Source organism: Rhizobium etli CFN 42, from assembly GCF_000092045.1.
GTDB lineage: Bacteria > Pseudomonadota > Alphaproteobacteria > Rhizobiales > Rhizobiaceae > Rhizobium > Rhizobium etli.
Map to the genome: position 1 here is coordinate 3497819 of NC_007761.1, position 24844 is coordinate 3522662.

Sequence of the window (24844 nt, forward strand, 5' to 3'; positions counted from 1 at the left end):
TGGAAAACAGAGAAATGGAAAAATTATTTAATAAATTCGATACTCCTTGCCAGAGTGAATTAGAATTTGTTAACCATTTCGTGGCAGCTTCCAAATCACGTAGCTTGTTCGGGTAGCGTGTAGGGGGCCAGACCACCTTTCGGCGGCGGTAAAGGGGATAATTATGCGGGTACTTCTCATCGAGGATGACAGCGCTACGGCGCAGAGCATCGAATTGATGCTCAAATCAGAGAGTTTTAATGTTTACACCACCGATCTCGGTGAAGAAGGCGTCGATCTGGGCAAGCTGTATGATTACGACATCATCCTTCTCGATCTGAACCTGCCCGACATGTCCGGATATGAAGTGCTCCGCACTCTCCGGCTGTCCAAGGTCAAGACACCGATCCTCATTCTATCGGGCATGGCAGGCATCGAGGACAAGGTTCGCGGCCTCGGCTTCGGCGCCGACGACTACATGACCAAGCCGTTCCACAAGGACGAACTGGTCGCCCGCATCCACGCTATCGTTCGCCGCTCCAAGGGTCACGCCCAGTCGGTCATCATGACCGGCGAGTTGATCGTCAATCTTGACGCCAAGACCGTCGAAGTCGGCGGCCAGCGCGTCCACCTGACGGGCAAGGAATATCAGATGCTGGAGCTGCTTTCGCTTCGCAAGGGCACCACGCTCACCAAGGAAATGTTCCTGAACCACCTTTACGGCGGCATGGACGAGCCGGAACTGAAGATCATCGACGTCTTCATCTGCAAGCTGCGCAAGAAGCTCGCCAACGCCGCCGGCGGCGCCAACTACATCGAAACCGTCTGGGGTCGTGGTTACGTTCTTCGCGAGCCGGATGGCACAGAATATGCGGAAACCGCTTGATCTTCCGACCCCCTTATCGGATGACGAAATCCCGCCCTCTCGGCGGGATTTTTCGTTTGCACTGCCGGCCGAACCGGTCGAATCCCGGTCAAGGAAAAGCGCAGCATCAGCCGGAACCCGGCGGCGCTTTCGGCACTATGCTCAGGGACGGCCGATGCGGCGGGAAGAAAGCTGCCGTCAGGCGGCAATCGCACGATTTCCGAAAACGGCGGTTAGGATCTTACGATCGAACGGCTTCAGCAGGAAATCGGTTGCGCCGGCTCGCTTACCCGCCATGAGCTTCTTCAGATCCGCCTCGATGACGCAGTAATAGATCTTGACCTCTTTGCCGCCGTCCATGGCGCGGATGGCCGCGATGAGGTCGAGTGCCCCTTCCATACCGGAATCGACGATCAGGTATTCCGGCAACTCTGTCTGGCAGCGCTGCAGCGCCTCGGCGGCATTGGAGGCCTCACTGACGAGAAAGTCGAGTTCGGAGAGAATGCGCTTGCCGACCTTGCGGACAATGTCCGAATTATCGGTGATCATGAACCTTTGCATGACTACTCCTTTCCCCGCATTCGTCGCAACGAGGGGTCTTCCACAACCTAAGAGAATAGGTCCATCAGGCTAAGGAATCGTTACCAGACGGGCGAGAGCATGCTGCTGCACGCCGAAATCAGACCGCAGCAACCGTCGCCGTGAACACCAGTTCGTCAGGGCTGGCGCTGTGGTCAAGCGTCATTCCGCACTCCTCGGCCAGAAGCACGGCGTAGTACGGCTGGATCGAATGGGCGTCGATCGCTTCCTCGATCGTGCCCGTCGATATCTCGACGAATTTCGGCGGCAGACGCATCAGCTTGCCTTTCGCCGTGAGCGTGAACTTGGCGTCGAATTCGGGATTTTCGAGCGTTACCTCGAGCACGCCGCCGCGCGGAATCGCCGAATAGGCGACGAGGAAGAGGTTGAGCAGCAGCTTGACGCGGTTCTTGGCCACGATGGCACGCGGTCCGTTCCAGATTACTTCGGTCTTCTTCTCGGCGATCGCAAAATCCTTGGCGGCTCGCTCTGCCTCGCCGGTATCGATCGAGGCACCGACGGAACCGGACGCACCAAAGGCGAGGCGCGCGAATTTCAGGCGGACGGAGGCGTTGAGCGCACTGGTGCGAATCAGATCCATTGCATCGGAATCAGCGCCGCCCTCATCCAAAAGTTCCAGGCCGTTGTTGATCGCGCCGACGGGCGAGATGACATCGTGGCAAACGCGGCTGCAGAGAAGCGCGGCCAGATCCGGGCCGGACAGGGTGAGGTTCGGGTTCTTGGACATCATCGTCTCCTGAAGGGCGGCAATCTCATCGCGCCCGCGAATATGCTTCATCAAAATTGCGCGAAGTTTGCGATCGTATTGAGTGCCATAATGACACCATATTTGGTAAACCGATTGTTAAGATCATCGGCGCAAAATGCAGCAATCGACGCGAGCGGGTGCCCGCTCCAGCCAAACGACGAACGGATGACATCATGCGCCCTCGATTTCCGCACCGATTCATTGGCTTCTGCAGGTTGCTTTCGGCCCTCGTCCTCTCCTCGTTGATGATCGCCGGGCCAGCCGCCGCCCAGAACAACGGTCAGTATACGATGCAGGAAATCATCGATACCGGCCACTCCTTCTTCGGCTCTGCCAGCGGCGGCCTTGCCAAGGTGGTCGAGAGCGCCTTCCAGAAATACGGTCTGCCGAACGGTTATATTCTCGGGCAGGAAGGCGGCGGCGCCTTCATCGCCGGTCTCACCTACGGCGAAGGCCAACTCAACACCAAGAACGCCGGCGAGCATCCACTCTACTGGCAGGGGCCGTCTCTCGGCATCGATTACGGTGGCCAGGGTTCGCGCGTCATGATGCTGGTCTACGATCTGCCCTCTATAGACGGCATCTATGCCCGCTTCGGCGGCGTCAGCGGCTCGGCCTATGTGATCGCCGGCTTCGGCATGACGGTGCTGAAAAACAACGATGTCCTGGTTGTGCCGATCCGCACCGGTGTTGGCGCCCGCCTTGGTGTCAATGTCGGCTATCTCAAAATCACCCAGGCGCCGACCTGGAATCCCTTCTGAGGCCGTAAAGCGGCAGGAATCGGCCGCCGCCGGCATCGGCGGCCTTGCCATGCGTGCCATGCCTGCATAATCATCGCGGCTGACCCCGCATTAACTGTCGAATCGATGGCCGCGCCGTGATCGAATACGCTCTCTTGTTCGGATTGGGCTTCCTGACCGCGGCCTTCCTCGTCTTTCTCGTCTCGCCGGCCGTTCATCGCCGCATTGTCTGGTATACCGAAAACCGCCTCAAGGCGACGATGCCGCTGAGCCCGCAGGAGGTTCGCGCCCAGAAGGATATGGTGCGCGCGCTTCATGCCGCCGAAAATGCCCGCACCACCCAGGACCTTCTGCGTGAGCGCGAGAAATCTCTGTCGCTCCAGCTGCGCCACGATGCGCTCGCCGTCGATGCCGGCAGGCTGGCCGCAGAGATCGGCGAATTGCAGGCCCAGATCGTCGAGATGCATGTCGAGGCGGCCGAGCAGCGCTCGCATCTGCGCAAGGATGAGAACTATATCAGCCAGTTGAAGACCAATCTGCATATTGCCGAACAATCCGCCGCCAACAAGGAGAGCGAACTGGCGGCAATGCGGACGCGACTGAGCAAACTCAGCGAACAGGCCGATGGGCTGAGAATCGATCTCGCCGCGCGTGAGACCGAAGCGGAAAGTCTGAAATTCCGCGCCAACGCGCTGCGCGACGAACGCGACACATTGCGCCAGGACGTCAACCTGCTGCAGAAGCGGGCTAGGGATGCCGAGCAGAAACTGACGCAGCAGCAGCATATGGTGATCCGCCTGGAGGACAAGGCTGCGCGCGAAAGCGCTTCCGCCGCCGAGAAGGAAACGCAGCTCGCCCGCCGTCAGCAGGAGATCGTCAAGTTGAAGGAGCAGTTGAAAGCCGCCAATGCCGAGATCCGCAAGATCAACCGGGTGCTGCGCGACGCCGGCCTGGCCAAGATAGCGACGGAACTACCGGCGGAATTGACGGCCGAAGACACGACCGCATCCGCGCTCGACACGGCCGCTGTCACGGCTGAGATAGGCGAGGACGTCCGCAAACGCAGCGCCGCCCTTGCCGAGCGCCTGCAGAAGGCAAAGTCCGTCACCGGACGCGATGGCGCGATCCGCGAGGAGATCGCCTCAATCGCCGCGAATATGGTGGCGCTGACCGCACTCAACGAAGGCCCTTCCTCACCGATCCGCGCACTGCTGCCGGATACCGGCAACAAGAATCCGAGCGATCGCGTCAGCCTTGCCGACAGGGCGGCCGCCATCATCGCCCATCCGCTGCGTTAAAGCTCATAGCCGCCCCATGGTCGAGGCCATGGAAAACAATGCGATCCCCGTCGCAGTCGCCGCGTTGAGACTGTCGAGCTGGTCCGATTGCGGGATACGGGCGCTCTGAAAGCGCGCCAGCAGTGCCTCCGGCAGGCCCTCCCCCTCCGTGCCGATGACGAGCGCCATGCGTGCCGCAGCCGGAATGGCGCGGATGTCTGTCTTCCCATGCGGCGAAAGCGTCCAGATGGCAAAGCCACGTTGGGCAAGCGCGAGGAGCAGGTCCAGCGCCTTGCCGCCGCGCCGATGCGGAACGCTCAGCACCGAGCCGACCGACACACGCAATGCCTTGCGATAGAGCGGATCGCAGCAGGTTTCGTCGAGCAGCACGGCATCCGCCCGGAAGGCGGCAGCATTGCGAAACATCGAGCCGGCATTGTCATGGTTGGAAATGCCGCAGCCGACCAGCACCAGTGCCCGTTCCGGTAATGCGTCGAGAAGTGCTGCCTCGCCGCGGTCCTCTCGCTTGCCGAGGGCGAGAACGCCGCGATGCAGATGAAAGCCGACGACGCCATCGAGCACTTTAGCCTCGGCGACATAGACCGGCACACTAGCCGGAAACCGTTCCAGGACGGATTGCAGGCCATCGACGCGATTGCGCAGCAGCAGGATTTTCTCGGCCGAGAAGCCGCGACGTGCCGCATGCGCCTCGGCGAGCATGCGCAGCACGACAGTGCCTTCGGCAATAAAGCGGTTTTCGCGGCCCGTCAGGTCACGCTCTCTTATATCGCGAAACTCAGCGATGCGTGGATCGTTGGCGCTGTCGATGACGATCGGGGCGGCCATCCCGCCTCAATCCCCCGCGACGGTGACGTCGGCGACCGTGCGGCCGGTCCTCAGATCGAATACCAGCGCCTTCCTCGTGCGTTCAACCGTTTCCCCATAGAACAGGATCTGTCCCGCCGAAAACGAGGTGGACTGCACCTTGAACCCGATCGGCAGGGAAAGGGTCGCAGCGAGCGGTGCATCCGAAGGCACACCGGAGGCTGCGGCGGTGGACGTGGTCTCCTTGGGCTCGCGCATCGTCTTGTAGACAACAGCGCCGAAGACCGCCATAAGGCTGACGAACATGATGGCGCCGGACACAATCTGCAGGCGGACCATCTTGCGCCGGACACTTTCCATCGCCGGATCAAGGGGCTTCTCTTCCTGGTCGTCTGGCTCGATTGCTGTCATCTGTGCGTTCCGTTCTAAAAATACGTCGGAGAAGAAGCGTCTTGAGCGACCCCTTTAAACAAGCAGCCGGCATTAGAAAAGTCCTGACCGCCGATGAAACCGCCGAAGGCCGGCTCGACGCCTGGCTGACGGCGCAGGTCGGTGAGGATTTTTCCCGCAGCCGCATCAAGGCGCTGATCAAGGACGGGCAGGTTTCTTTGCGAGGCGAGCAGGTTACCGATCCGCAGCGCAAGGTGCGCGTCGGCGACAGTTTCGAGATCACCCTGCCCGAACCGGAGGACCCGACCCCAAAGGGCGAGGATATCCCGCTCGAAATCTTGCATGAGGACGATGATCTTATCGTCATATCGAAACCGGCGGGTCTGGTCGTCCATCCCGGCTCCGGTAACTGGACAGGGACGCTGGTCAACGCGCTGATCCATCATTGCGGCGATACGCTCTCCGGCATCGGCGGCGTGCGCCGTCCCGGCATTGTCCATCGTCTCGACAAGGACACGACAGGCGTCATGGTCGTCGCCAAGAACGACGTCGCCCATCGCCACCTCTCGCTTCAATTTGCCGACCACGGCCGCACCATGCCGCTGGAGCGGGCCTACCGGGCAGTCGTCTGGGGCCGTCCCCGCACTCTGTCAGGAACAATCGATGCGCCGCTCGGCCGCGCCACCGGCGACCGCACCCGTCGGGCCGTCAAACGCCCCGACAGCCAGGATGCCGACGCGGCGATCACGCATTACGAAGTGATCGAGCGCTTCCAGGAGAACCCTGACGCGACCGCGCTCGCCTCGCTGGTCGAGTGCCACTTGGAAACCGGCCGCACCCATCAGATCCGCGTGCACATGGCCCATATCGGTCATCCGCTCGTTGGCGACACCGTTTATGGCGCCGGCTTCAGGACCAAGGCCAATCTTCTGCCTGAAGAGATCCGCAAGGTCGTCAATGGTTTCGGCCGCCAGGCACTGCATGCCTTCATGCTGCAATTCGAGCATCCCCGCACCGGCGAACTCATGCATTTCGAAGTACCGCTGCCGGACGATATGGTGAAACTGGTGGCGGCACTGCGGCGATAAAGGCGGCTTCGGGACACCGCTCTCGCCGCCTCACACCTGCGTGAGCGGCACCTTGAACCGCGGTTTCGCCATACTTATCTGTATATGGACTTAGTGCGGGCTTGGAACAAAAGCCGCACGTCCCGGTTCGCCTTTTAACGCGGGGGCGCGTTTCCATTGGGAGCCGGAATTCACTTTAGGAGGGTGCACTATGGCCCGAAATACCTTGCCGTCCATTACCGCCGGCGAAGCCGGTCTCAACCGTTATCTCGACGAAATCCGCAAATTCCCGATGCTGGAGCCGCAGCAGGAATATATGCTGGCCAAGCGTTATGCCGAGCATGGCGACCGCGACGCTGCCCATAAGCTCGTCACCAGCCATCTTCGCCTCGTCGCGAAGATCGCGATGGGCTATCGCGGCTACGGCCTGCCGATCGGCGAAGTCGTCTCTGAAGGCAATGTCGGTCTGATGCAGGCCGTCAAGAAATTCGATCCCGAACGCGGCTTCCGCCTCGCCACCTACGCCATGTGGTGGATCAAGGCCTCGATCCAGGAATATATCCTGCGGTCGTGGTCGGCGGTGAAAATGGGCACGACGGCCAACCAGAAGCGCCTGTTCTTCAACTTGCGCCGGCTGAAGGGCCGCATCCAGGCGATCGACGACGGCGACCTGAAGCCGGAACACGTCTCCGAAATCGCCACTAAGTTGAACGTCTCGGAGGAGGAGGTCATCTCGATGAACCGCCGTCTCTCCGGCGATGCCTCGCTGAACGCGCCGATCAAGGCGGCCGAAGGCGACAGCGGTCAATGGCAGGATTGGCTTGTGGACGACCACGAGAGCCAGGAAGACGTGCTGATCGAACAGGATGAGCTCGAAACCCGCCGGCGCATGCTGGCGAAAGCGATGAGTGTTCTGAATGAACGCGAGCGCCGCATCTTCGAGGCCCGCCGCCTTGCCGAGGATCCGGTGACGCTGGAAGATCTCTCAGCCGAGTTCGACATCAGCCGCGAACGCGTCCGCCAGATCGAAGTCCGCGCCTTTGAAAAGGTGCAGGATGCTGTTCGCAAGGAGGCCTTGGAACGCGCCAAGGCCATCCGCGTCGTCGAAGCCACGGCCTGATAGAATTGAACGTACAGTTGGAAACGCCACCTTCCGGATGCGGGAGGTGGCGTTTTTGTTTTGTCAATTGGAACGTGCGGTGCGCCATCATCCAACCTGTCCGCAGATGTCTTAGCAAGGCAGGACGTTACAACGAATCTCTTCTCCCCAGCGGGGAGAAGAGGGAGCAAGCGGTTAAGTTCGCCCGACAACAAATGTCTCAAGAAAAACGAAGCATCCGCCATCACTGGCTCGTCGAGACATCCCCGAGTGCAGTCCACTCCTTGATGGCTGTATTGAAGGCATTCGTTCCCGTGCCACCCTTCTCCATCGTCAGCAGCGCGCGGCGGCCGTTGCGGTAGGTGATCGGAATATCGATCCAGTTGCGGGTCGACAGCAGATCGAGATTTGCCTTGCGCGCATCGGGGTAGTCGTTGAGCGCGATCATGTGGAAATCATCGGTAATCTTGGCCGGAACCGCGATCAGCGCGTCGCCGCGATCCTGCTCGGTGCGCTTCATCGAGATGCGCTGGACACTTTCGATGCTGCCGCCTTCAAAGTTGGGCGGCACCGAAAAGACGATCTCGACGAGATGGCTCGCCGGCAGCGACGGATCGGAATTGCGCTTGAAGGTGACGAGAGCCGAAAGGTTGCGCTCGGGAACGGTGACATTGCCCTGTATCGTCGCTTCCTGCCGGCCGTTCTGGCCGGCCTCGTGCTGGACGCTCCAGACAACAGTTCCCTCGATCGCCGTCGGCGAGCTCTGCCCGATACGCTCCTCGTAGAGGAACATTTTTTCCGACGAGCCAACCGGCGCAGCCTGCTGCGGCGAAGCCGCAGGACCATTCGGCGTCAGTGTCTCGGGCGGGGCCGCATCGCCTTGCGCACTGGCGGCCGGCGTATCCGCCGCCGCGACGTTCTGTTCGGCCACCGATTTGCCTTCAGCAGTCGGCGTTCCCGGCACCGTCGCCGGGCCGCTGTCGACTTCAGTCCCGTCGGAAAGCAGTCGTTGCGTAAATTTGGAATTGGCCGCCGCGCCGTCATTGTTCAATGACGCCACTTGCTGGTTCGGCTGTGCCGGTGCCGGCGGCGTATTCTGCGCTTCCGGCGCAGCTGGCTGAGCTGGCGTCGGCGTGGTCTGGGCCGGCGTCTCGGACCCCGCCGGCGTCATTGCCGCCTCGTTCCTCGTAGCTTGCGATGGCGCCGAGCTGACAAGCCCATCGACCATCGCCACCAGCGCTTCTCTGTTCATCCAGCCGGCATAGGCGCCGCCACCGATCAGGATAAGTGCGAAGAGGAGAGTGATTATCGTGCCGATGCCGAAGCGGCGTCGCTTCGGTTCCATGCGGAAATTCTTGCCCTGCAGCTTCGAGGCGACGATCTGATCGATATCCATCGCCGGATTGGCGTCGTCATCGTCAGTGGCGATCGGACCGCGGCGGTCATAGCCACGCAGCGCCTTCGCTTCGCGCCACCCCTCGCTCGGCGCGCCGGCGGGGGGTGTAGGCTTGCCGTCGTGCACCTCCGCAAAGATATCAACGTCGTCGAAATGCGAGGAAACCGGCGTTTTCTTGTCGGTGCCCGCCTCGATCGGCGGCAGGTCGTCGAAGGCAGCTTTCTCCCAGGAAAAAGCTTCCTTGGCGACCGGCATGACAGCGGCGGGCGTCATTTTCTCGAGACTCGATATCACGTCTTCGAAGGCACGCGCCGAAGCGTCGGCGGTAACCGGCGCCGTTTCCGAATATTGCCGGAGCTCCTGTTCGGCCCATTCGGTCTCGGCATCCTTGGGCGCCGGAGCCGGCGTCTCGACGGCAGGCTCGGCCCAGACAGGATCGAAATGTCCGGCAGCATCGGCCTGCAGCGGCTCCTCGCGGCTATGTTCGACGAATTCCTGCGCACGATCGAAATCGGCGACCGGCTCCACGAGCCGGTTGGATGCATGCTCCATGCCGCGTGTGATCGGCTGAAACGACTCGATGGACTCGTAAGCCGCCTCGGCCTTCGGCTCATGGCTTTCCGCCATCGCCGGTTCGGCCGCGATCTCCTCGGCCGCCACGGGATGCTGCTCATCGGCACGATGCTCGTCGGCTTCCTCGTAGGAATGATCGGCAGGCGGCGTTTCGAAGCCGTGATGTTCCGGCTGCATTTCTTCGGCGGCGACGTCACGCGCCTCGCCGGCATGCCATTCCTCGGCCGGCGCCTCCTCCTCATGCGAGGGATGCCAATAGGTCTCGACGGGTGCAGCTGTCTCAGCGGAAACAGGTGTTTGTTCGGGCTCAGGTTCCGCGGAAAGGGGCTCCTCGGCCGCGACCTCCTCCTCAGTTTCCTGCCGTGCGTCGGCTTCCAGGTGGTCTGGCTCGCGGGTTGCCTCGGCCGTCGGCGATCCCACATCCGCTTCACCGGCCGGCTCGTCGACAGTTGTCTGGGGCGCAGGCGGCGACGTGCTTTCGTCAGCAACCGCTTGTTCTTCCAAGGTTTCCGGCGCAGCACCGGCGTCGGTTGCCTCATCGAGGGGCAACGCTTCGGAGTGTTCAGCCTCCACCTCGCGAATGGCGGCCTCGAGCTTTTCGAGCTGGCGTTGCAGCATGGCTTCCGGCGGACGCGGCTTCATGTTCTCGAGCTGCCGCTGCACCGCGCCGCGAGCACGTTCGTAGACTTTCACCCGCATCTCGGGGGTATTTTCGGCCAGGCCGTCGACGGCCCGCCGAATGACTGCAATAAAATCCGCCATCAGTACTTTCTCAAGAAGTCCGGCCTTCTGCCGAACTGTCCTCCACAGTGACCGGTGACCTTAATCCTCAAACGGATCGGTCACAAGTATCGTGTCGTCCCGCTCCGGACTGGTGGAAAGGAGCGCGACCGGTGCCCCGATCAATTCTTCGACCTGGCGAACATACTTGATCGCCTGTGCCGGAAGATCCGCCCAACTGCGGGCGCCGACGGTCGATTCCTTCCATCCCTCAAGCGTGACATAGATTGGTTCGACCCTAGCTTGCGCTCCCTGGCTTGCGGGAAGATGATCAATCTGTTCGCCGTCGAGCATATAACCGACGCAGATTTTCAACTCCTCGAGACCGTCGAGCACATCGAGCTTGGTAAGTGCGATGCCGGTAATGCCGTTGGTGGCAACCGACTGGCGCACCAGTGCTGCGTCGAACCAGCCGCAGCGACGCTTGCGCCCCGTCACGGTACCGAACTCATGCCCCTTTTCACCCAGGAACTGGCCGATTTCGTCGGTCAGCTCCGTCGGGAACGGGCCTTCGCCGACGCGGGTCGTATAGGCCTTGGTGATGCCGAGGATATAGCCCAGTGAACCCGGCCCCATGCCGGAACCGGCCGCCGCCTGACCAGCCACGGTGTTCGAGGAGGTGACGAAAGGATAGGTGCCGTGATCGATATCGAGCAGGCTGCCCTGTGCACCCTCGAAGAGGATGCGGGCGCCCTTGCGGCGCTCCTTGTCGAGGAAAAGCCAGACGGTATCGCGGAACGGCAGCACCCGTTCGGCGACTGAGGTCAGTTCGTCCATGATGGTCTGGTGGCTGACTTCGGCGACACCGAGGCCGCGGCGAAGTGCGTTGTGATGCGTGAGGATCCGATCGACCTTGCCGGGAAGGCTGTCGAGATCGGCAAGATCCATCACGCGGATGGCGCGGCGCCCGACCTTGTCTTCATAGGCCGGGCCGATGCCGCGGCGCGTCGTGCCGATCTTGGTGCCGCTGTTGGACGCCGCATCCTCGCGCATCGCGTCCAGCTCGCGGTGCAGCGACAGGATGAGCGTCGCATTGTCGGCGATCCGCAGATTATCAGGGGTGATCGTCACGCCCTGGGCGGACAGCTTTTCGATCTCGGCGATCAGCGCGTGCGGATCGACGACGACGCCGTTGCCGATCACCGCCATCTTGCCGGGGCGCACGACGCCGGAGGGCAGCAGCGAGAGCTTGTAGCTCGTGCCGTCGATGACGAGCGTATGGCCGGCATTATGTCCGCCCTGAAAGCGCACGACAATATCCGCACGTTCGGAAAGCCAATCGACAATCTTGCCTTTGCCTTCGTCACCCCATTGCGAACCGACCACGACTACGTTCGTCATCCAACTCTTCCTGTTACCGGCGGAAAACCGCACACCTGCTCAAACCCGCGCATCTATAAAGCTTTGTTTTTGGGAAAGCGACCCTGTTGTCACAGCCGATTGGGCTTTTTACGTGACAAATCAGCAGCCGGCAGTCTATTTCCCCTGGGAAAAAGCCGATTATCGATCGCAGAAGACGAGGAAGAACGCTCTTGCAAGCCACAGCCTATATCTGCCTCGTCATCGCGACCCTCTGCTGGGGCGGCAACTCCGTCGCCGGCAAACTTGCAGTCGGCCATATCAGCCCGATGATGCTGACCTTTCTGCGTTGGTTCCTCGCCGTCGCGCTCATCGCCTTGATATCCGTGCCGCAACTGAAGAAGGATTGGCCCGTGGCGAGGAAAAACCTGCCGCTGCTCCTTTGCTACGGCGCCATCGGCTATACACTCTTCAACGCCATGCTCTACTCGGCGGTGCAATATACGACGGCGATCAACGTCGCCATCGAGCAAGCCGGCATTCCGATGCTGATCTTCCTGTTGAATTTCTTCTTTTTCCGCACCGGCATCTCGCTGGCGCAATGTCTCGGCTTCGGCATGACGCTACTGGGCGTGGCGCTGACGGCCGCCCATGGCCACCTCGCCACGCTGCTGCAGTTGCAGCTCAACCGCGGCGACGGGCTGATGCTGATCGCCATTGCCGCCTATGCGCTCTACACCATCTTCCTGCGCTGGAAACCGACGGTCGATTGGCGCACGCTGATGGCCTTCCCCGCCCTCGCCGCCATGCTCACTTCGCTTCCGCTGCTTCTTTGGGAGATCGGCCGCGGCGCTGCGCAGTGGCCGGACCAAGCCGGCTGGAGCATCACCTTCTATACGGCGATCTTCCCCTCATTGCTGGCGCAGATCCTTTATATCAAAGGCGTCGAGGCTATCGGCGCCAACCGCGCCGGTCTCTTCATCAATCTCGTGCCGGTGTTCGGAACACTCCTCTCTGTCGTACTGATCGGAGAAAGGCTTCAGTCCTTTCATATGGTAGCCCTGATGCTGACGCTCGGCGGCATCGCAATCGCCGAAAAGGGCCGGCCGAAAGCGTCCGCCCCCACCGTGCCTGCCTCACCAGTGGATTAGAGCTTAACCAAGCTCCAGCGTCGTCACGCCGAAGACGTGTCTCAGCGGGATCGCCGGGGCCGGTCCGCGATACATCCGCATTGTCTCGAACCCCGGCTGAAGGCGCATGCTTTCGGCAAGCGCGATCGCCTCGCGATTTTCGGCGGGAATATCGATGAATATCTGAGCGCCGTTTGCTTCGGGGATCAATTCGGCAAGCAGCGCCGCGGCGCTGTCTGCATCGCTGGCGAAAAGCGGGCCGATCTTATAGCCCTCGTAGCAGCGGCGGATCGTGCCGTAGCCTCGGATCTTGTGGCTTTTGCGGACCACGGCCGTGCGGCGCCCCTTACGGCCGGTGCACCAGGCGGCGAGGAAGGCATCCCGCGGCTGCGGAAAGATCGCCGCATCATAACGCTGCAGCCCTTCCAGGCGTGAATCCAGCACCGGCTGCGCGACGAGGGTCGAGCCCGGCAGCGAGGTGGGAACGCCGCCGTAGCGAATAGTGGAATAGGCGGGCTCAAAGCCCGCCTTTCGGTAATTCCCCTGCTGCGCGGCAACGCCGTCGAGACCGATCGTCCGACCTTCCGCCGTGGCGATCCCCGCTTCCCAGATCGCCTTGCCGTAACCCTTGCCGCGGAAATCCGGGTGAACGATGTAGAGGCCGAGAAAGGCGAAGCTGTCGCCATACTTGACGACCGAGATCGAGCCGACGGGGACTTCACCGACGGAGCCGACGAAAAATCCCGACGGATCGGCTTCGAGGAATGCAAACGAATCGTCGAGACCCGGATTCCACCCCTCCTGACGCGCCCATTCGAGCACGAGTTCCAATTCGCCGGGCCGCATCGAACGAACGGCAAATTCCGAATTCATGCGACCTTCCCAGATTGAATGTCCCGCAAGTCCATCCCGCCAACGGCAAAGCAATTGTCAGATCACCGCTCCCCGATCGCACCTGAGAATGATCGAGAAGCAGCGCCGATGGTCCTGACCACGCGTATAAACGTTTTCGATGCAATGCAGTAAGCTTCGTTTCCGCATTACCATGAAACAATGCCGTTGCAAGCTCAAGAAAATTACTTGGCGCCCAATAATCTTCCTGCCGGCGCGAATAAATGTCGCGCCGAAATCTCTCGCTTACTCAACCCGGAGGACGAGGAAGCATTTCGGAATCAGCCACTATCGCTGCCCTGCGCCAGATCAATGGTTGTGCCGAGGCGGTTTTTTTGCGATCCGGCGGAACTCCGAAGCCCCTTCCAGAACCGCGCCGTCCGACAGTTGCGTGACCGAACGGCGGTAGATCTGCTGCCACGGCGTCGCATCCGCCGGCACCGGCGGAATACCGTCACCCTTGCGCCGCTCGATCTCGGCGTCGCTGACGAGCATGTCGCAGCGCCCCTGGTTGAAGTCGATGCGGATGATATCGCCGGTGCGAAGCCAGGCGAGGCCGCCCCCGGCCGCACTTTCCGGTGATGCGTTGAGGATCGAGGGGCTGTCGGCGGTGCCCGACTGACGGCCGTCGCCGATCGTCGGCAGGCTGCGGATGCCGCGCTTCAACAGATGATCCGGCGGCTGCATGTTGACGACCTCGGCCGAACCCGGCCAGCCGAGCGGCCCCGCGCCGCGGATGACGAGGATGGTGTTCTCGTCGATGCCGAGTACGGGGTCGTTGATGCGCTTGTGATAATCCTCGGAACCGTCGAAAACCACCGCCCTACCCTCGAAAACACCTTCCCGCCCGGGTTCCAAAAGATAGCGCTGGCGGAAATCCTCCGAGACGACACTCATCTTCATGATCGCGAAATCGAAGAGATTACCCTTGAGGACGAGGAAGCCCGCCCGCTCCTTCAGCGGTTCGTCAAAGGGCCGGATAACCTCGCGGTCGCTGGCCTGCCGCCCCTTCAGGTTCTCGGCCATCGTCCTGCCCGTAACCGTGCGACAGTCGCCGTCGAGCTTTCCGGCCTGCAGCAGTTCCCACATGATCGCCGGCGTGCCGCCGGCGCGGTGATAGCGCTCGCCGAGATAGGCGCCCGCCGGTTGGACATTGGCCAAGAGCGGGATATCGAAGCCGTGCACCTGCCAATCATCGGGATAAAGTTCGACGCCTGCGTGCTTGGCCATTGCAGCCAGATGCGGCTGCGCATTGGTCGAGCCTCCGATTGCCGAATTGGTGCGGATCGCATTGAGGAAAGCAGCCCGCGTCAGGATATCCGACGGCTTCAGATCCTCGAACACGATCTCGACGGCGCGCCGTCCGGTGCGGTAGGCCATCTGCCCCCGCTCGCGGTAGGCGGCTGGAATGGCGCCGCAGCCGGTGAGCGATAGGCCAAGTGCTTCCGCCAGCGCATTCATCGTTGAGGCTGTCCCCATCGTGTTGCAGTGGCCGACCGATGGAGCCGAATCGAGCGCGGCCTGCAGAAACTCCTCCCGGCCGATTTCGCCTGCCGCATATTTCCGCCGCATCCGCCAGATGACGGTGCCGGAACCGGCCAACTCCCCCTCGTGCCAGCCATCGAGCATCGGCCCGCCGGAGAGCACGATGGCCGGAATATCGACCGTCGACGCAGCCATGATCGCCGAAGGCGTGGTCTTGTCGCAGCCGGTGGTCAACACGACCCCGTCGAGCGGGTAGCCGTAGAGGATTTCGACGAGACCGAGATAAGCGAGGTTGCGGTCGAGGGCGGCGGTCGGGCGCTTGCAGTTTTCGAAGATCGGATGTGTCGGAAATTCGATCGGGATGCCGCCTGCATCGCGGATGCCATCGCGCACGCGCTTGGCGAGCTCGACATGCACCCTGTTGCAGGGCGTTAGATCGCTGCCGCTCTGGGCAATCCCGATGATCGGTTTGCCGGCGCGCAGTTCTTCCGGCGTGATGCCGTAATTCATAAAACGCTCCAGATAGAGCGCAGTCATGTCGATATGATCGGGGTTGTCGAACCAGTCCTGCGAACGCAGGCGGCGTTTCATCGCTTGGTTATGCGTCATCATTATCCTCCCGACCAGCCATTTCTCTCCCAAAGTCGAGAAGCAGGCCGCTGCAGTCCTTCACACCCATCTCCCGCGCGCGCTCCGGCCTTGCCGGCCTAGTATCCAGATGGTGCAGGCAAAGTCCGCGCCGATCCTCGGAGCTGCTATCCCGTCTTTGATAGTCCCCTCGCTCGCGGTTGCAACCATTTTGATGAACGTAACGCATCTTTGTCGGGTGCCCAAAAGCGATACGGGCGAGAACCGCAGTTCCCGCCCGATTTACTCGACAAAGGAAGGTTGAATTCCGTTTATTCCGCTGCGAGCCGGATGACCTCGGCCTCTTCCTCCTTGTGTTCGTCCGGCTTGTGCTGGACGAGCGGACGGTTGCCCGTCAGACGCCGCAGCAGCACGTAGAACACGGGCGTCATGAAGATGCCGAAGAAGGTCACGCCGATCATGCCTGAAAAGACCGCGACACCCATGGCGGCGCGCATTTCCGCGCCGGCACCGGTCGACACGACGAGCGGCACGACGCCCATGATGAAGGCCATGGAGGTCATGAGGATCGGGCGAAGGCGAAGGCGGCTGGCCTCGACCGCGGCTTCCCGCGGCGTCCTGCCCTCGAACTCCAGCTCGCGGGCGAATTCCACGATCAGGATCGCGTTCTTCGCCGATAGGCCGACAAGGACGACCAGGCCGATCTGGGTGAAGATGTTGTTGTCTCCGCCGGTGAGCCAGACGCCGGTCAAGGCGGCCAGCACGCCCATCGGGACGATCATGATGATCGCAAGCGGCAGCGTCAGGCTTTCATACTGGGCAGCCAGCACCAGGAAGACGAGCAGCAATGCCAGCGGGAAGACGACGACACTCGAATTGCCAGCAAGGATCTGCTGATAGGTCAGATCCGTCCATTCGAAGTCGATGCCGGAAGGCAGCGTCTCACGGAGGATCTTCTCGATTGCCGCCTGAGCCTGACCGGACGAGAAGCCCGGCGCCGGACCGCCATTGATATCGGCGGCAAGGAAGCCGTTATATCGGTTCGCCCGCTCCGGACCCGTGCTCGGCTGCACCTTTAGGAGGGCCGAAAGCGGGATCATCTCACCCGATGCCGACCGGACCTTCAACTGGCCGATATCTTCCGGTTGGGCGCGGAATTTCGCATCGGCCTGCACTCGGACGCTGTAGGTGCGGCCGAAAGCGTTGAAGTCGTTCACATAGAGCGAACCGAGATAGATCTGCAGCGTCTGGAAGACGTCGGTGACGGAAACTCCGAGCTGCTCGGCCTTGGCGCGATCGAGATCGGCATAGAGCTGCGGCACGTTGATCTGGAAACTCGAGAACAGCCCGGCAAGTTCAGGCGTCTGATAGGCCTTGGCCAGCACCGCCTTGGTCGCCTCGTCGAGTGCCTGGTTGCCCAAGCCTGCGCGGTCCTCGATCTGCAGCTTGAATCCGCCCGTCGTGCCGAGGCCGTTGACTGGCGGCGGCGGGAACATGGCGATGAAGGCATCCTGGATGACGCCGAACTTCTGGTTCAGCGCCATGGCGATGGCGCCGCCAGAAAGGTCCGGTGTCTTACGCTCCTCGAAATCCTTCAGCGTCACGAAGACGATCCCGGCATTCGAGGAGTTGGTGAAGCCGTTGATCGACAGGCCCGGGAAGGCGATCGCATTGGCAACGCCCGGCTGGGCGAGCGCGATATCAGTCATGCGCTTGATGACGTCTTCCGTGCGATCGAGGCTGGCGGCATCCGGCAGCTGGGCAAAGCCGATCAGATACTGCTTGTCCTGGGATGGCACGAATCCGCCCGGAACCGTGGTGAACATGCTATAGGTCGCACCGACCAGCGCCAGGTAGACCACCATGACGATGCTCTTGCGCGACACCAGGCCGCCAACACCTTTGCCATAGGCATTCGAGCCTGCGCCGAAGACGCGGTTGAAGCCGCGGAAGAACCAGCCGAAGATCGCGTCCATGAACCGCGTCAGCCAGTCCTTCGGCGCATGGTGGCCCTTCAGGAGAAGGGCCGCGAGCGCCGGAGAGAGCGTGAGCGAGTTGAAGGCCGAGATGACGGTAGAGATCGCGATCGTCAGAGCGAACTGGCGGTAGAACTGCCCCGACAGGCCAGAGATGAAGGCGAGCGGCACGAAAACCGCGACGAGCACCAGCGCGATTGCAATGATCGGGCCGGACACCTCCTTCATCGCCTTGTAGGTGGCGGCTCTCGGCGACAGGCCCTGTTCGATGTTGCGCTCGACATTTTCGACCACGACGATCGCGTCGTCCACCACGATACCAATCGCAAGCACCAGCCCGAACAGGCTGAGCGCGTTGATCGAGAAGCCGAAGACATACATGACCGCGAAAGTGCCGATGATCGAGACCGGAACCGCGATCAGCGGAATGATCGAGGCGCGCCATGTCTGCAGGAAGACGATGACGACGAGGACGACGAGCGCAATGGCTTCGAGCAGCGTGTCGATGACTTTCTCGATCGATGAGCGTACGAATTTCGTCGTATCGTAGACGATCTCGTATTTGACGCCCTCGGGCATCGCCAATTGCAGCTGATCCATGGTCGCGCGCACATTATCGGCGATTTCGATCGCATTCGAACCGGGCGCCTGAAGCACCGCCACGGCGACGGCCGGCTTGCCGTCGAGCAGCGACCGCAGCGTATAGTCGGCGGCGCCAAGCTCGATGCGGGCGACGTCGCGAAGGCGGGTAATCTCGCCATTGGCGCCCGTCTTGACGATGATGTTGCCGAACTCCTCGGGCGTGCGCAGGCGGCCTTGCGCATTCACGTTGAGCTGCAGGTCGACGCCCGGCTGGCTCGGCGAGGCGCCGATGATGCCGGCAGCGGCCTGGACGTTCTGCGAGCTGATCGCGTTGCTGATGTCGCTAGCAGCGAGATCATGCTCGGCAGCTTTCTGCGGATCGAGCCAGACGCGCATCGAATAGTCGCCGGCGCCGAAGACCTGCACCTGACCGACACCCGGGATGCGGGCAAGCCGATCCTTGATGTTGAGCGTCGCGTAGTTGCGCAGATAGGTGATGTCGTGGCTGTCCCCGTCGGACACGAGGTTGACGACCATGATGAAGTCGGGCGAACTCTTGACCGTGGTGATGCCGAGTGCACGCACTTCCGCCGGCAGGCGCGGTTCGGCTTGCGAAACGCGGTTCTGCACGAGCTGCTGCGCCTTGTCGGGGTCGGTGCCGAGCTTGAAGGTGACGGTGACGTTGAGCACGCCGTCCGACGTCGCTTGGCTGGACATATAAAGCATGCCCTCGACGCCGTTGATCTGCTCTTCGAGCGGCGTCGCTACCGTTTCGGCGATGACGCTCGGATTGGCGCCGGGATAGGTGGCGCGCACGACGACCGATGGCGGCACGACTTCAGGATATTCGGAAATTGGCAGCGCCCTGAGGCCGATCAGGCCGGCAACCACGATGAGGACCGAAAGGACGCCAGCAAACACCGGGCGGTCGACAAAGAATCTGGAGATGTTCATATCAAAGCCCTCTCCGGGGTGAACATGGATGCAATGTCCCGCTCCGGCGGGTGAGGCGCCGCCGGCGGGTCATATTATTTCGACTATCGGCCTTCCCCCGCAGGGGAAGGCGGGATCTTACTGAGCGGTCGCGACCTTCTCTTCCATCTGCGGAATGACGACGGCACCGGGACGGATGCGCTGCAAGCCATTGACGACGATCTTCTCGCCGGCCTTCAGGCCGCTTTCGACCACCCGCTGGCCGTCAGCCAGCGTACCGAGCTGGACCTGCCGGTAGGCGACCTTATTCTCGCCGTCGACAACGAAGACGAACTTCTTGTCCTGGTCCGTGCCGACGGCGCGGTCGCTGATAACGATCTTGTTCTCGGCCTTCGGCTGGCCCATGCGCACGCGCACGAACTGGCCGGGAATGAGGCGTCCGCCCGGATTGTCGAACACGGCGCGCACGCCGATCGTGCCGCTTGACGCATCGACCTCATTGTCGATCAGTTGCAGCTTGCCCTTGATCGGCGTGCCGCTGTCGGCCAGGGTGCCGACCTCGACCGGAATCTGTTCGACCGGAGGCAGGGCGCTATCCGTCTGCGGAAGCTGCGCAAGGGCGCGCGTCACCATCTCTTCGCTGGCATTGAAGCTCGCATAGATCGGATCCACCGAAACGAGCGTCGTCAATGCAGGCGACGCCGAGCCGGCCGCAACCAAGTTACCCGCGGTCACTTCGATCTTGCCGATGCGGCCGGAAACCGGCGCCCGCACCTGCGTATAATCGAGGTTGAGCTGAGCCGACCGCAATGCGGCCTGCGCCGAACGCAGCCCCGCCTGCGCCTCGGCCAGCGCGCTCTGTCGCTGATCGAGATCGCTTTGCGAAATGGTGCGATTGTCGGAAAGCCTGCGACCACGATCGAGCTCGGTCTGCGCCAGGCTGACCTTGGCTTCGGCGGAGGCCACCTGACCTTGCGCCTGCGCCACGCTCGCCTGGTAGGGAGCCGGATCGATGGTGAAGAGCAGGTCGCCCTGCTTCACCAGCGCACCCTCACGGAAAGCCACAGAAAGGATGGCGCCCTCGACACGGGGACGAATCTGAACACGATCGACTGCTTCCAGCCGACCGGAGAAACTTTCCCAAGCCGTCACGTCGCGGGCCTCGACGGCGGCAACTGTCACCGGAACGGCCGGAGGCTGTGCGGGGGCGGAAGCAGCCGTAGCAGCCGTGCTCATCGGCAGTTCGAAAAACAATGCAGCGCCGGAAACCGACGCAATAAGGCTGATGCCGGCGCCCACCAGGGCCCAGCGCTTGCTTCTGGACGTCATCAGTACTCTCCTTGCGGCCTCAAGCCGCCGAAATATCAGATCTTCTTCAATGCAATTGCGGTTGGACGCTTACGTCCTGAAGGAAACTTCCGAAATGGCGGCTGACGTGTTCCTGCCAATCGGGCGCTTCCCCGGATTTCCCACCATAAATCGAGGGCCAGCCCGTCCCGGCGGGAAAGACATGCTGGCGCACACCGACACCGGCCTTTTTCAGGCGGGCACCGTAACCGAGTGTTTCGTCGTGCAGAGGGTCGTCCTCGGCAGTGAATATCAGTGCCGGCGCGACGCCGGAAAGACGCGAACAGAGGCAAGGCGCCGCATAAGGATGGCAGCCACCGCCGCTCAAGTAATGACTCCAGCCCTCGGTCCAGCGCTGGCGCATGCCGATGGCTTCCGCCTTGCGAATGGAAGCCGTGCCCATGAAGGGATCCAGCAGCGGCGAAATCAAGACCTGGCCGTCGAGCGCATCAGGCAACTGGTCGCGCGCCTTCAGCGCCACGCCGGCGGCAATATTGCCCCCCGCCTCCTCGCCGGCCACAAAAAGCAGCGACTTTCGGTCGCCAAGGCCGGCAGCACGTTTGTTGGCGAGATAGCTGAAAACCGAAAAGGAAACTTCCAATGCCTTCGGAAACAGGTTGTCCGACAGGCTGCTATAGTCGACGGCGGCGACGATGGCGCCGGATTTGGCGAGACTCATCGCCACCGGGCGATCGACATTGGTCTCGCTGTCAAGAAAGGCGCCGCCATGCAGGTAAAGCACGATCGGCGGACCCTTGCCGTAATCGGCGCCCTGGTAAATACGTGCGGAGACGGGGCCAATGGCCACCTTGTCCAGCATCATATCTTTCCACTCCACCGTCATGCTTCCGGTCTCTTTCCGCATTGGAACAAACAGGCACATTCCGCCGCTTGCATTTTGTACAAAAAAGATATTGTTATTCAGCACAAGGAATAAGAAGCGATATCGCGATTACACTGTTCCGATTCTCGAATAATAGTGCAACGCAAACTGCGGACTTGAAACCGATGGATCAGCTCTCGGCAATGCGCGTCTTCATCCGCGTCGTGGAGACGGGCAATTTCACCCGCGCCGCCGACATGCTCGCCATGCCCAAGGCGACGGTAACTAACCTCATTCAGGGCCTCGAAGCGCATCTGCGCACCAAGCTCCTGAACCGCACCACGCGCCGGGTCATGGTGACCACGGACGGCGCGCTTTATTACGAACGCGCCGCCCAGCTCATCTCCGAGCTGGAGGAACTCGATGGCAGCCTCTCCAACTCGCAGAGTTTGCCGAGCGGACGGCTGCGCATCGAAATGAGCGGCGCCTTTGCGGACGCCATCGTCGTTCCGGCACTTTGCGATTTCTACCAGCGCTATCCAGATATCCGTCTGGACCTGGGGGTCAGCGACCGCACCGTGGACTACCTGGTCGAAAACGTCGATTGCGCGCTGCGGGCGGGCACGCCCACCGATCAATCGCTGATTGCCCGGCGGGTTTCGGAGATGGATCTGATCACCTGCGCTTCGCCGAGCTACATTCAGAAATTCGGCATGCCCGAACGGCCGGAGGATTTGGAGGCCACACACTACTCCGTCAATTATTTCCGAGCCCAGAACAACCGCACGTTGCCATTCGAATTTCGCCGTGGCAACGAAATGGTCGAGACCACCCCGCGCTGCATCGCCTCTGTCAATGACAGCCGCACTTATCTGACCGCGGCCCTGACGGGGCTCGGCGTCGCGCAGGTGCCGACCTTCATGGCGCGTGAACCGATGCGGCGGGGCGAACTCGTCCGCGTGCTGCCGGACTGGCGCCGCGATCCAGTGCCGCTCTATGTGGTCTATCCACCGAACCGACACCTTAGCAACAAAGTCCGCGTCTTCGTCGATTGGTTGGTTAAGCTCCTGGTCGAGGCCAAGCTGAACGATTTCTAGAACATGTCGCGCGGCGGCAAAACAGATACGGCCCGGAAGGCAAGGGAAACCTTCGACGGGCCGCAAAATTTTGAACATCGGACCTGTCGCGCCGCAGACTGGGCGCGGCAGGCTCTGGAGGTTCGGGAAAGAGCGTCAGGGAACTCCACTCTCTCGCGATAAAGCAACTATAGGCACTCTCCACATGATTGTAAGAGGGAAGACCTACAAGCTTCGTTCACATAATTGCGATGAGGGCGCCTTCGTCAGATCACGCCGCCGTTGGCCCGCAGTGTCTGGCCATTGATCCAGCCGCCGTCCGGGCCGGCGAGAAAGGCGACCGCGGAGGCGATGTCCTCGGGCGAGCCGAGGCGCTCCAGCGGATTCATCTTCGCCATGCGGGAAATAAGTTCCTCCGTCTTGCCGTTGAGGAAAAGGTCGGTGGCCACCGGCCCGGGCGCAATGGCGTTGACCGTGATGTTACGGCCGCGCATCTCCTTGGCCATGATTGCCGTCAGCGTTTCGACGGCGGCCTTGGTGGCGGCGTAGACGCCGTAGTTTTCAAGCTTCAGCCCGACGACCGAAGTCGAAAAGTTGATGACCCTGCCGCCATCGCGCAGACGACGGGCCGCTTCCCTGAGTGTATTAAAAGTGCCCTTGAGATTGACCCCGATCTGGCGACCGAAGTTTTCATCGTCAGCCTCGGCGAGCGGCGACAGCATCATGATGCCGGCATTGTTGACGAGCACATCAACGCCGCCAAAGGCGCCCTCCGCAGCGTCGAACATCCGCCGGACGGCTTCAGCATCGCTGACATCGGCCTTGGCCGTCAGCGCCCTGCCACCAGCCTGCTCGATCTCCCGGGCGAGGTCCTCGGCCGCAGCCGCACTGCCGGAATAGTTGACGACGACGGTGAAACCGTCCCTGGCGAGGCGTCTGGCAACGGCGGCGCCGATGCCGCGGGAAGCGCCGGTGACCAGTGCGACCTTGCTGTCTTTGTTGGAAGCCATTGTTCTTCTCCTTCTACGCCGCAGCGCGTTTTCGACGAGAAAGAGATGAGCCTTTTCCTGCGACGGATAATCGTGCATTCTCTGGCATCACTATCCGGGAAATACGAACAAATAAGATGGACAGATTCGACGCTATGCGTGTGTTCTGCCGCGTTCTGGAGCGCCGCAGCTTCACCCTCGCAGCGGAAGACACGGGCCTCCCGCGCTCGACCGTTACCGACGCGGTCAAGCAGCTCGAGGCCCGCCTCGGCGTGCGCCTGCTCCAGCGCACGACGCGCCATGTCAGCCCGACGCTCGACGGCGAGGCCTACTACCAGCGCTGCCTGTCGATCCTCGCCGACATCGAGAATGCGGAAGCGGCCTTCGCCGGCGCCAGACCGAAAGGCCTGCTGCGCGTCGATGTGCACGGCACGCTCGCACGCCATTTCGTGCTGCCGAGCCTGCCGTCCTTTCTGGAGGCCTATCCCGAGATCGAGTTCTATATGAGCGAAGGCGACCGGCTGGTCGATCTGGTGCACGAAGGCATAGATTGCGTGCTGCGCGTCGGCACACCTGTCGATAGCGACATGATCATCAGGCGTGTCGCTATGCTTGACGAGATCACGCTCGCCTCTCCCGCCTATGTCGCTGCCCGTGGCCTGCCGCAGCATCCGGACCGGCTTGCCGGCCATCGCATGGTCGGCTTCCGCTCCAGCAGCACCGGCGGTCCGCTGCCGCTCGAATTCATGGTCGATGGCACGCTACGCAACATAACCATTCCCGCGACCGTCACTGTCAACGCCGCCGAAAGTTATGTTGCTGCAGCGAGGATGGGCCTCGGCCTGATCCAGATCCCGCGCTACCACGCCGAAAAGGACCTGTCCGACGGCACGCTGATCCAAGTGCTTCCGGATTTTCCGCTGACCCAGACGCCGGTCTCCCTGCTCTATCCCCGCAACCGCCAGCTTTCGCCGCGCGTGCGCGTCTTCGTCGATTGGCTGGTAAAGGTCTTCGCTCGACAAAATTCCAAAAACACGCTTTGCTAATATGAGCACTTGGGGGAAGGGCCATGGCACTCAGCGATATCACCGTCTATCAGACGGAAGACGGCTTCGTCGTCGAATTCGGCGGTGAAGGCGAAGACAACATCGCCGTAACGCTGCGAAGCGCACCCGAACTGACGTTGGAAAACACGGTCGCGCGCGCCAAGGTCCTGCTTGCGGCAGCAATCGAACCAGCCCATGGTGACGGCGCGCGCAGCAAGGATCCGGCCTTGCTCGAAGAGGAATTGGAGGAGGGTCTGGAAGATTCCTTCCCGGCGAGCGATCCTGTCTCGGTTACATCATCCTCGATCCCGATGCGTGATCCGAATGCGGGCCGCTGACG

General features: G+C 61.7%; 21 protein-coding genes. 9 read left to right on the top strand and 12 right to left on the bottom strand.

Annotated features, from left to right (window positions below):
• Positions 1–163 precede the first annotated feature (163 nt).
• A complete protein-coding gene (gene ctrA, locus RHE_RS17050) occupies positions 164–865 on the top strand; it encodes a response regulator transcription factor CtrA (protein WP_007533606.1) in 702 nt (233 codons plus the stop codon).
• A 177-nt stretch (positions 866–1042) separates the two neighbouring features.
• On the opposite strand, the gene RHE_RS17055 is transcribed toward ctrA, so the two are convergent.
• Positions 1043–1405: a response regulator gene (locus RHE_RS17055; protein ID WP_011426567.1), complete on the bottom strand. Its 363-nt coding sequence runs from the start codon at positions 1403–1405 to the stop codon at positions 1043–1045.
• A gap of 118 nt (positions 1406–1523) precedes the next feature.
• Positions 1524–2171, bottom strand: coding sequence for a histidine phosphotransferase ChpT (chpT, locus tag RHE_RS17060; RefSeq protein ID WP_011426568.1), 648 nt, complete (start codon positions 2169–2171; stop codon positions 1524–1526).
• Between the two features lie 194 nt (positions 2172–2365).
• On the opposite strand from chpT, the gene RHE_RS17065 reads away from it, so the two are divergent.
• Together RHE_RS17065 and RHE_RS17070 are read left to right on the top strand one after the other, a co-directional pair.
• The gene (locus RHE_RS17065) at positions 2366–2953 is read left to right on the top strand and encodes a DUF1134 domain-containing protein (RefSeq protein WP_011426569.1); all 588 of its coding nucleotides are present in this window, start codon (positions 2366–2368) and stop codon (positions 2951–2953) included.
• Positions 2954–3069: 116 nt separating this feature from the next.
• Positions 3070–4230 carry a coiled-coil domain-containing protein gene (locus RHE_RS17070; protein WP_042118956.1) on the top strand — a complete coding sequence of 387 codons (1161 nt, stop codon included), beginning with the start codon at positions 3070–3072 and terminating at the stop codon, positions 4228–4230.
• A gap of 3 nt (positions 4231–4233) precedes the next feature.
• Here the strand turns inward: RHE_RS17070 and RHE_RS17075 are convergent, their stop codons facing one another.
• A complete protein-coding gene (locus RHE_RS17075) occupies positions 4234–5055 on the bottom strand; it encodes a TrmH family RNA methyltransferase (RefSeq protein WP_011426571.1) in 822 nt (273 codons plus the stop codon).
• Between the two features lie 6 nt (positions 5056–5061).
• Positions 5062–5445 carry a hypothetical protein gene (locus RHE_RS17080; protein WP_011426572.1) on the bottom strand — a complete coding sequence of 128 codons (384 nt, stop codon included), beginning with the start codon at positions 5443–5445 and terminating at the stop codon, positions 5062–5064.
• Positions 5446–5486: 41 nt separating this feature from the next.
• On the opposite strand from RHE_RS17080, the gene RHE_RS17085 reads away from it, so the two are divergent.
• Entirely contained in the window at positions 5487–6512 is a 1026-nt protein-coding gene (locus tag RHE_RS17085) for an RluA family pseudouridine synthase (protein WP_042118958.1), read from the top strand.
• A 190-nt stretch (positions 6513–6702) separates the two neighbouring features.
• A complete protein-coding gene (gene rpoH / locus RHE_RS17090; protein WP_011426574.1) occupies positions 6703–7611 on the top strand; it encodes an RNA polymerase sigma factor RpoH in 909 nt (302 codons plus the stop codon).
• Between the two features lie 223 nt (positions 7612–7834).
• On the opposite strand, the gene RHE_RS17095 is transcribed toward rpoH, so the two are convergent.
• Both RHE_RS17095 and RHE_RS17100 read right to left on the bottom strand, forming a co-directional pair.
• Positions 7835–10321, bottom strand: coding sequence for a RodZ family helix-turn-helix domain-containing protein (locus tag RHE_RS17095; protein ID WP_011426575.1), 2487 nt, complete (start codon positions 10319–10321; stop codon positions 7835–7837).
• A gap of 60 nt (positions 10322–10381) precedes the next feature.
• The gene (locus RHE_RS17100; RefSeq protein WP_011426576.1) at positions 10382–11680 is read right to left on the bottom strand and encodes an adenylosuccinate synthase; all 1299 of its coding nucleotides are present in this window, start codon (positions 11678–11680) and stop codon (positions 10382–10384) included.
• A gap of 191 nt (positions 11681–11871) precedes the next feature.
• Between RHE_RS17100 and RHE_RS17105 the strand changes: the two genes are divergently transcribed.
• A complete protein-coding gene (locus tag RHE_RS17105) occupies positions 11872–12789 on the top strand; it encodes a DMT family transporter (protein ID WP_020922115.1) in 918 nt (305 codons plus the stop codon).
• Between the two features lie 3 nt (positions 12790–12792).
• Here the strand turns inward: RHE_RS17105 and RHE_RS17110 are convergent, their stop codons facing one another.
• The 5 genes from RHE_RS17110 to RHE_RS17130 all read right to left on the bottom strand — a co-directional run bounded on the left by RHE_RS17110 (position 12793) and on the right by RHE_RS17130 (position 21414).
• Positions 12793–13641: a GNAT family N-acetyltransferase gene (locus RHE_RS17110; protein ID WP_011426578.1), complete on the bottom strand. Its 849-nt coding sequence runs from the start codon at positions 13639–13641 to the stop codon at positions 12793–12795.
• Between the two features lie 327 nt (positions 13642–13968).
• On the bottom strand, positions 13969–15753 hold the full coding sequence (locus RHE_RS17115) for an IlvD/Edd family dehydratase (RefSeq protein ID WP_011426579.1): 1785 nt from the start codon (positions 15751–15753) through the stop codon (positions 13969–13971).
• Between the two features lie 290 nt (positions 15754–16043).
• The gene (locus RHE_RS17120) at positions 16044–19244 is read right to left on the bottom strand and encodes an efflux RND transporter permease subunit (RefSeq protein WP_011426580.1); all 3201 of its coding nucleotides are present in this window, start codon (positions 19242–19244) and stop codon (positions 16044–16046) included.
• Positions 19245–19361: 117 nt separating this feature from the next.
• The gene (locus RHE_RS17125; RefSeq protein WP_011426581.1) at positions 19362–20552 is read right to left on the bottom strand and encodes an efflux RND transporter periplasmic adaptor subunit; all 1191 of its coding nucleotides are present in this window, start codon (positions 20550–20552) and stop codon (positions 19362–19364) included.
• Positions 20553–20598: 46 nt separating this feature from the next.
• On the bottom strand, positions 20599–21414 hold the full coding sequence (locus tag RHE_RS17130; RefSeq protein ID WP_020922118.1) for an alpha/beta hydrolase: 816 nt from the start codon (positions 21412–21414) through the stop codon (positions 20599–20601).
• A 164-nt stretch (positions 21415–21578) separates the two neighbouring features.
• Between RHE_RS17130 and RHE_RS17135 the strand changes: the two genes are divergently transcribed.
• Positions 21579–22490 carry a LysR family transcriptional regulator gene (locus RHE_RS17135; RefSeq protein WP_020922119.1) on the top strand — a complete coding sequence of 304 codons (912 nt, stop codon included), beginning with the start codon at positions 21579–21581 and terminating at the stop codon, positions 22488–22490.
• A 245-nt stretch (positions 22491–22735) separates the two neighbouring features.
• On the opposite strand, the gene RHE_RS17140 is transcribed toward RHE_RS17135, so the two are convergent.
• A complete protein-coding gene (locus RHE_RS17140) occupies positions 22736–23479 on the bottom strand; it encodes an SDR family oxidoreductase (RefSeq protein ID WP_011426584.1) in 744 nt (247 codons plus the stop codon).
• A gap of 116 nt (positions 23480–23595) precedes the next feature.
• On the opposite strand from RHE_RS17140, the gene RHE_RS17145 reads away from it, so the two are divergent.
• Both RHE_RS17145 and RHE_RS17150 read left to right on the top strand, forming a co-directional pair.
• The gene (locus RHE_RS17145) at positions 23596–24504 is read left to right on the top strand and encodes a LysR family transcriptional regulator (protein WP_011426585.1); all 909 of its coding nucleotides are present in this window, start codon (positions 23596–23598) and stop codon (positions 24502–24504) included.
• 23 nt (positions 24505–24527) lie between these two features.
• Entirely contained in the window at positions 24528–24842 is a 315-nt protein-coding gene (locus tag RHE_RS17150) for a hypothetical protein (protein WP_011426586.1), read from the top strand.
• Positions 24843–24844: the final 2 nt, after the last annotated feature.

Coding starts and splice junctions, on each gene's coding strand:
- ctrA (WP_007533606.1), top strand. CDS start 164: ATGCGGGTACTTCTCATCGAGGATGACAGCGCTACGGCGCAGAGCATC.
- RHE_RS17055 (WP_011426567.1), bottom strand. CDS start 1,405: ATGCAAAGGTTCATGATCACCGATAATTCGGACATTGTCCGCAAGGTC.
- chpT (WP_011426568.1), bottom strand. CDS start 2,171: ATGTCCAAGAACCCGAACCTCACCCTGTCCGGCCCGGATCTGGCCGCG.
- RHE_RS17065 (WP_011426569.1), top strand. CDS start 2,366: ATGCGCCCTCGATTTCCGCACCGATTCATTGGCTTCTGCAGGTTGCTT.
- RHE_RS17075 (WP_011426571.1), bottom strand. CDS start 5,055: ATGGCCGCCCCGATCGTCATCGACAGCGCCAACGATCCACGCATCGCT.
- RHE_RS17080 (WP_011426572.1), bottom strand. CDS start 5,445: ATGACAGCAATCGAGCCAGACGACCAGGAAGAGAAGCCCCTTGATCCG.
- rpoH (WP_011426574.1), top strand. CDS start 6,703: ATGGCCCGAAATACCTTGCCGTCCATTACCGCCGGCGAAGCCGGTCTC.
- RHE_RS17095 (WP_011426575.1), bottom strand. CDS start 10,321: ATGGCGGATTTTATTGCAGTCATTCGGCGGGCCGTCGACGGCCTGGCC.
- RHE_RS17100 (WP_011426576.1), bottom strand. CDS start 11,680: ATGACGAACGTAGTCGTGGTCGGTTCGCAATGGGGTGACGAAGGCAAA.
- RHE_RS17110 (WP_011426578.1), bottom strand. CDS start 13,641: ATGAATTCGGAATTTGCCGTTCGTTCGATGCGGCCCGGCGAATTGGAA.
- RHE_RS17115 (WP_011426579.1), bottom strand. CDS start 15,753: ATGACGCATAACCAAGCGATGAAACGCCGCCTGCGTTCGCAGGACTGG.
- RHE_RS17120 (WP_011426580.1), bottom strand. CDS start 19,244: ATGAACATCTCCAGATTCTTTGTCGACCGCCCGGTGTTTGCTGGCGTC.
- RHE_RS17125 (WP_011426581.1), bottom strand. CDS start 20,552: ATGACGTCCAGAAGCAAGCGCTGGGCCCTGGTGGGCGCCGGCATCAGC.
- RHE_RS17130 (WP_020922118.1), bottom strand. CDS start 21,414: ATGACGGTGGAGTGGAAAGATATGATGCTGGACAAGGTGGCCATTGGC.
- RHE_RS17135 (WP_020922119.1), top strand. CDS start 21,579: ATGGATCAGCTCTCGGCAATGCGCGTCTTCATCCGCGTCGTGGAGACG.
- RHE_RS17140 (WP_011426584.1), bottom strand. CDS start 23,479: ATGGCTTCCAACAAAGACAGCAAGGTCGCACTGGTCACCGGCGCTTCC.
- RHE_RS17145 (WP_011426585.1), top strand. CDS start 23,596: ATGGACAGATTCGACGCTATGCGTGTGTTCTGCCGCGTTCTGGAGCGC.
- RHE_RS17150 (WP_011426586.1), top strand. CDS start 24,528: ATGGCACTCAGCGATATCACCGTCTATCAGACGGAAGACGGCTTCGTC.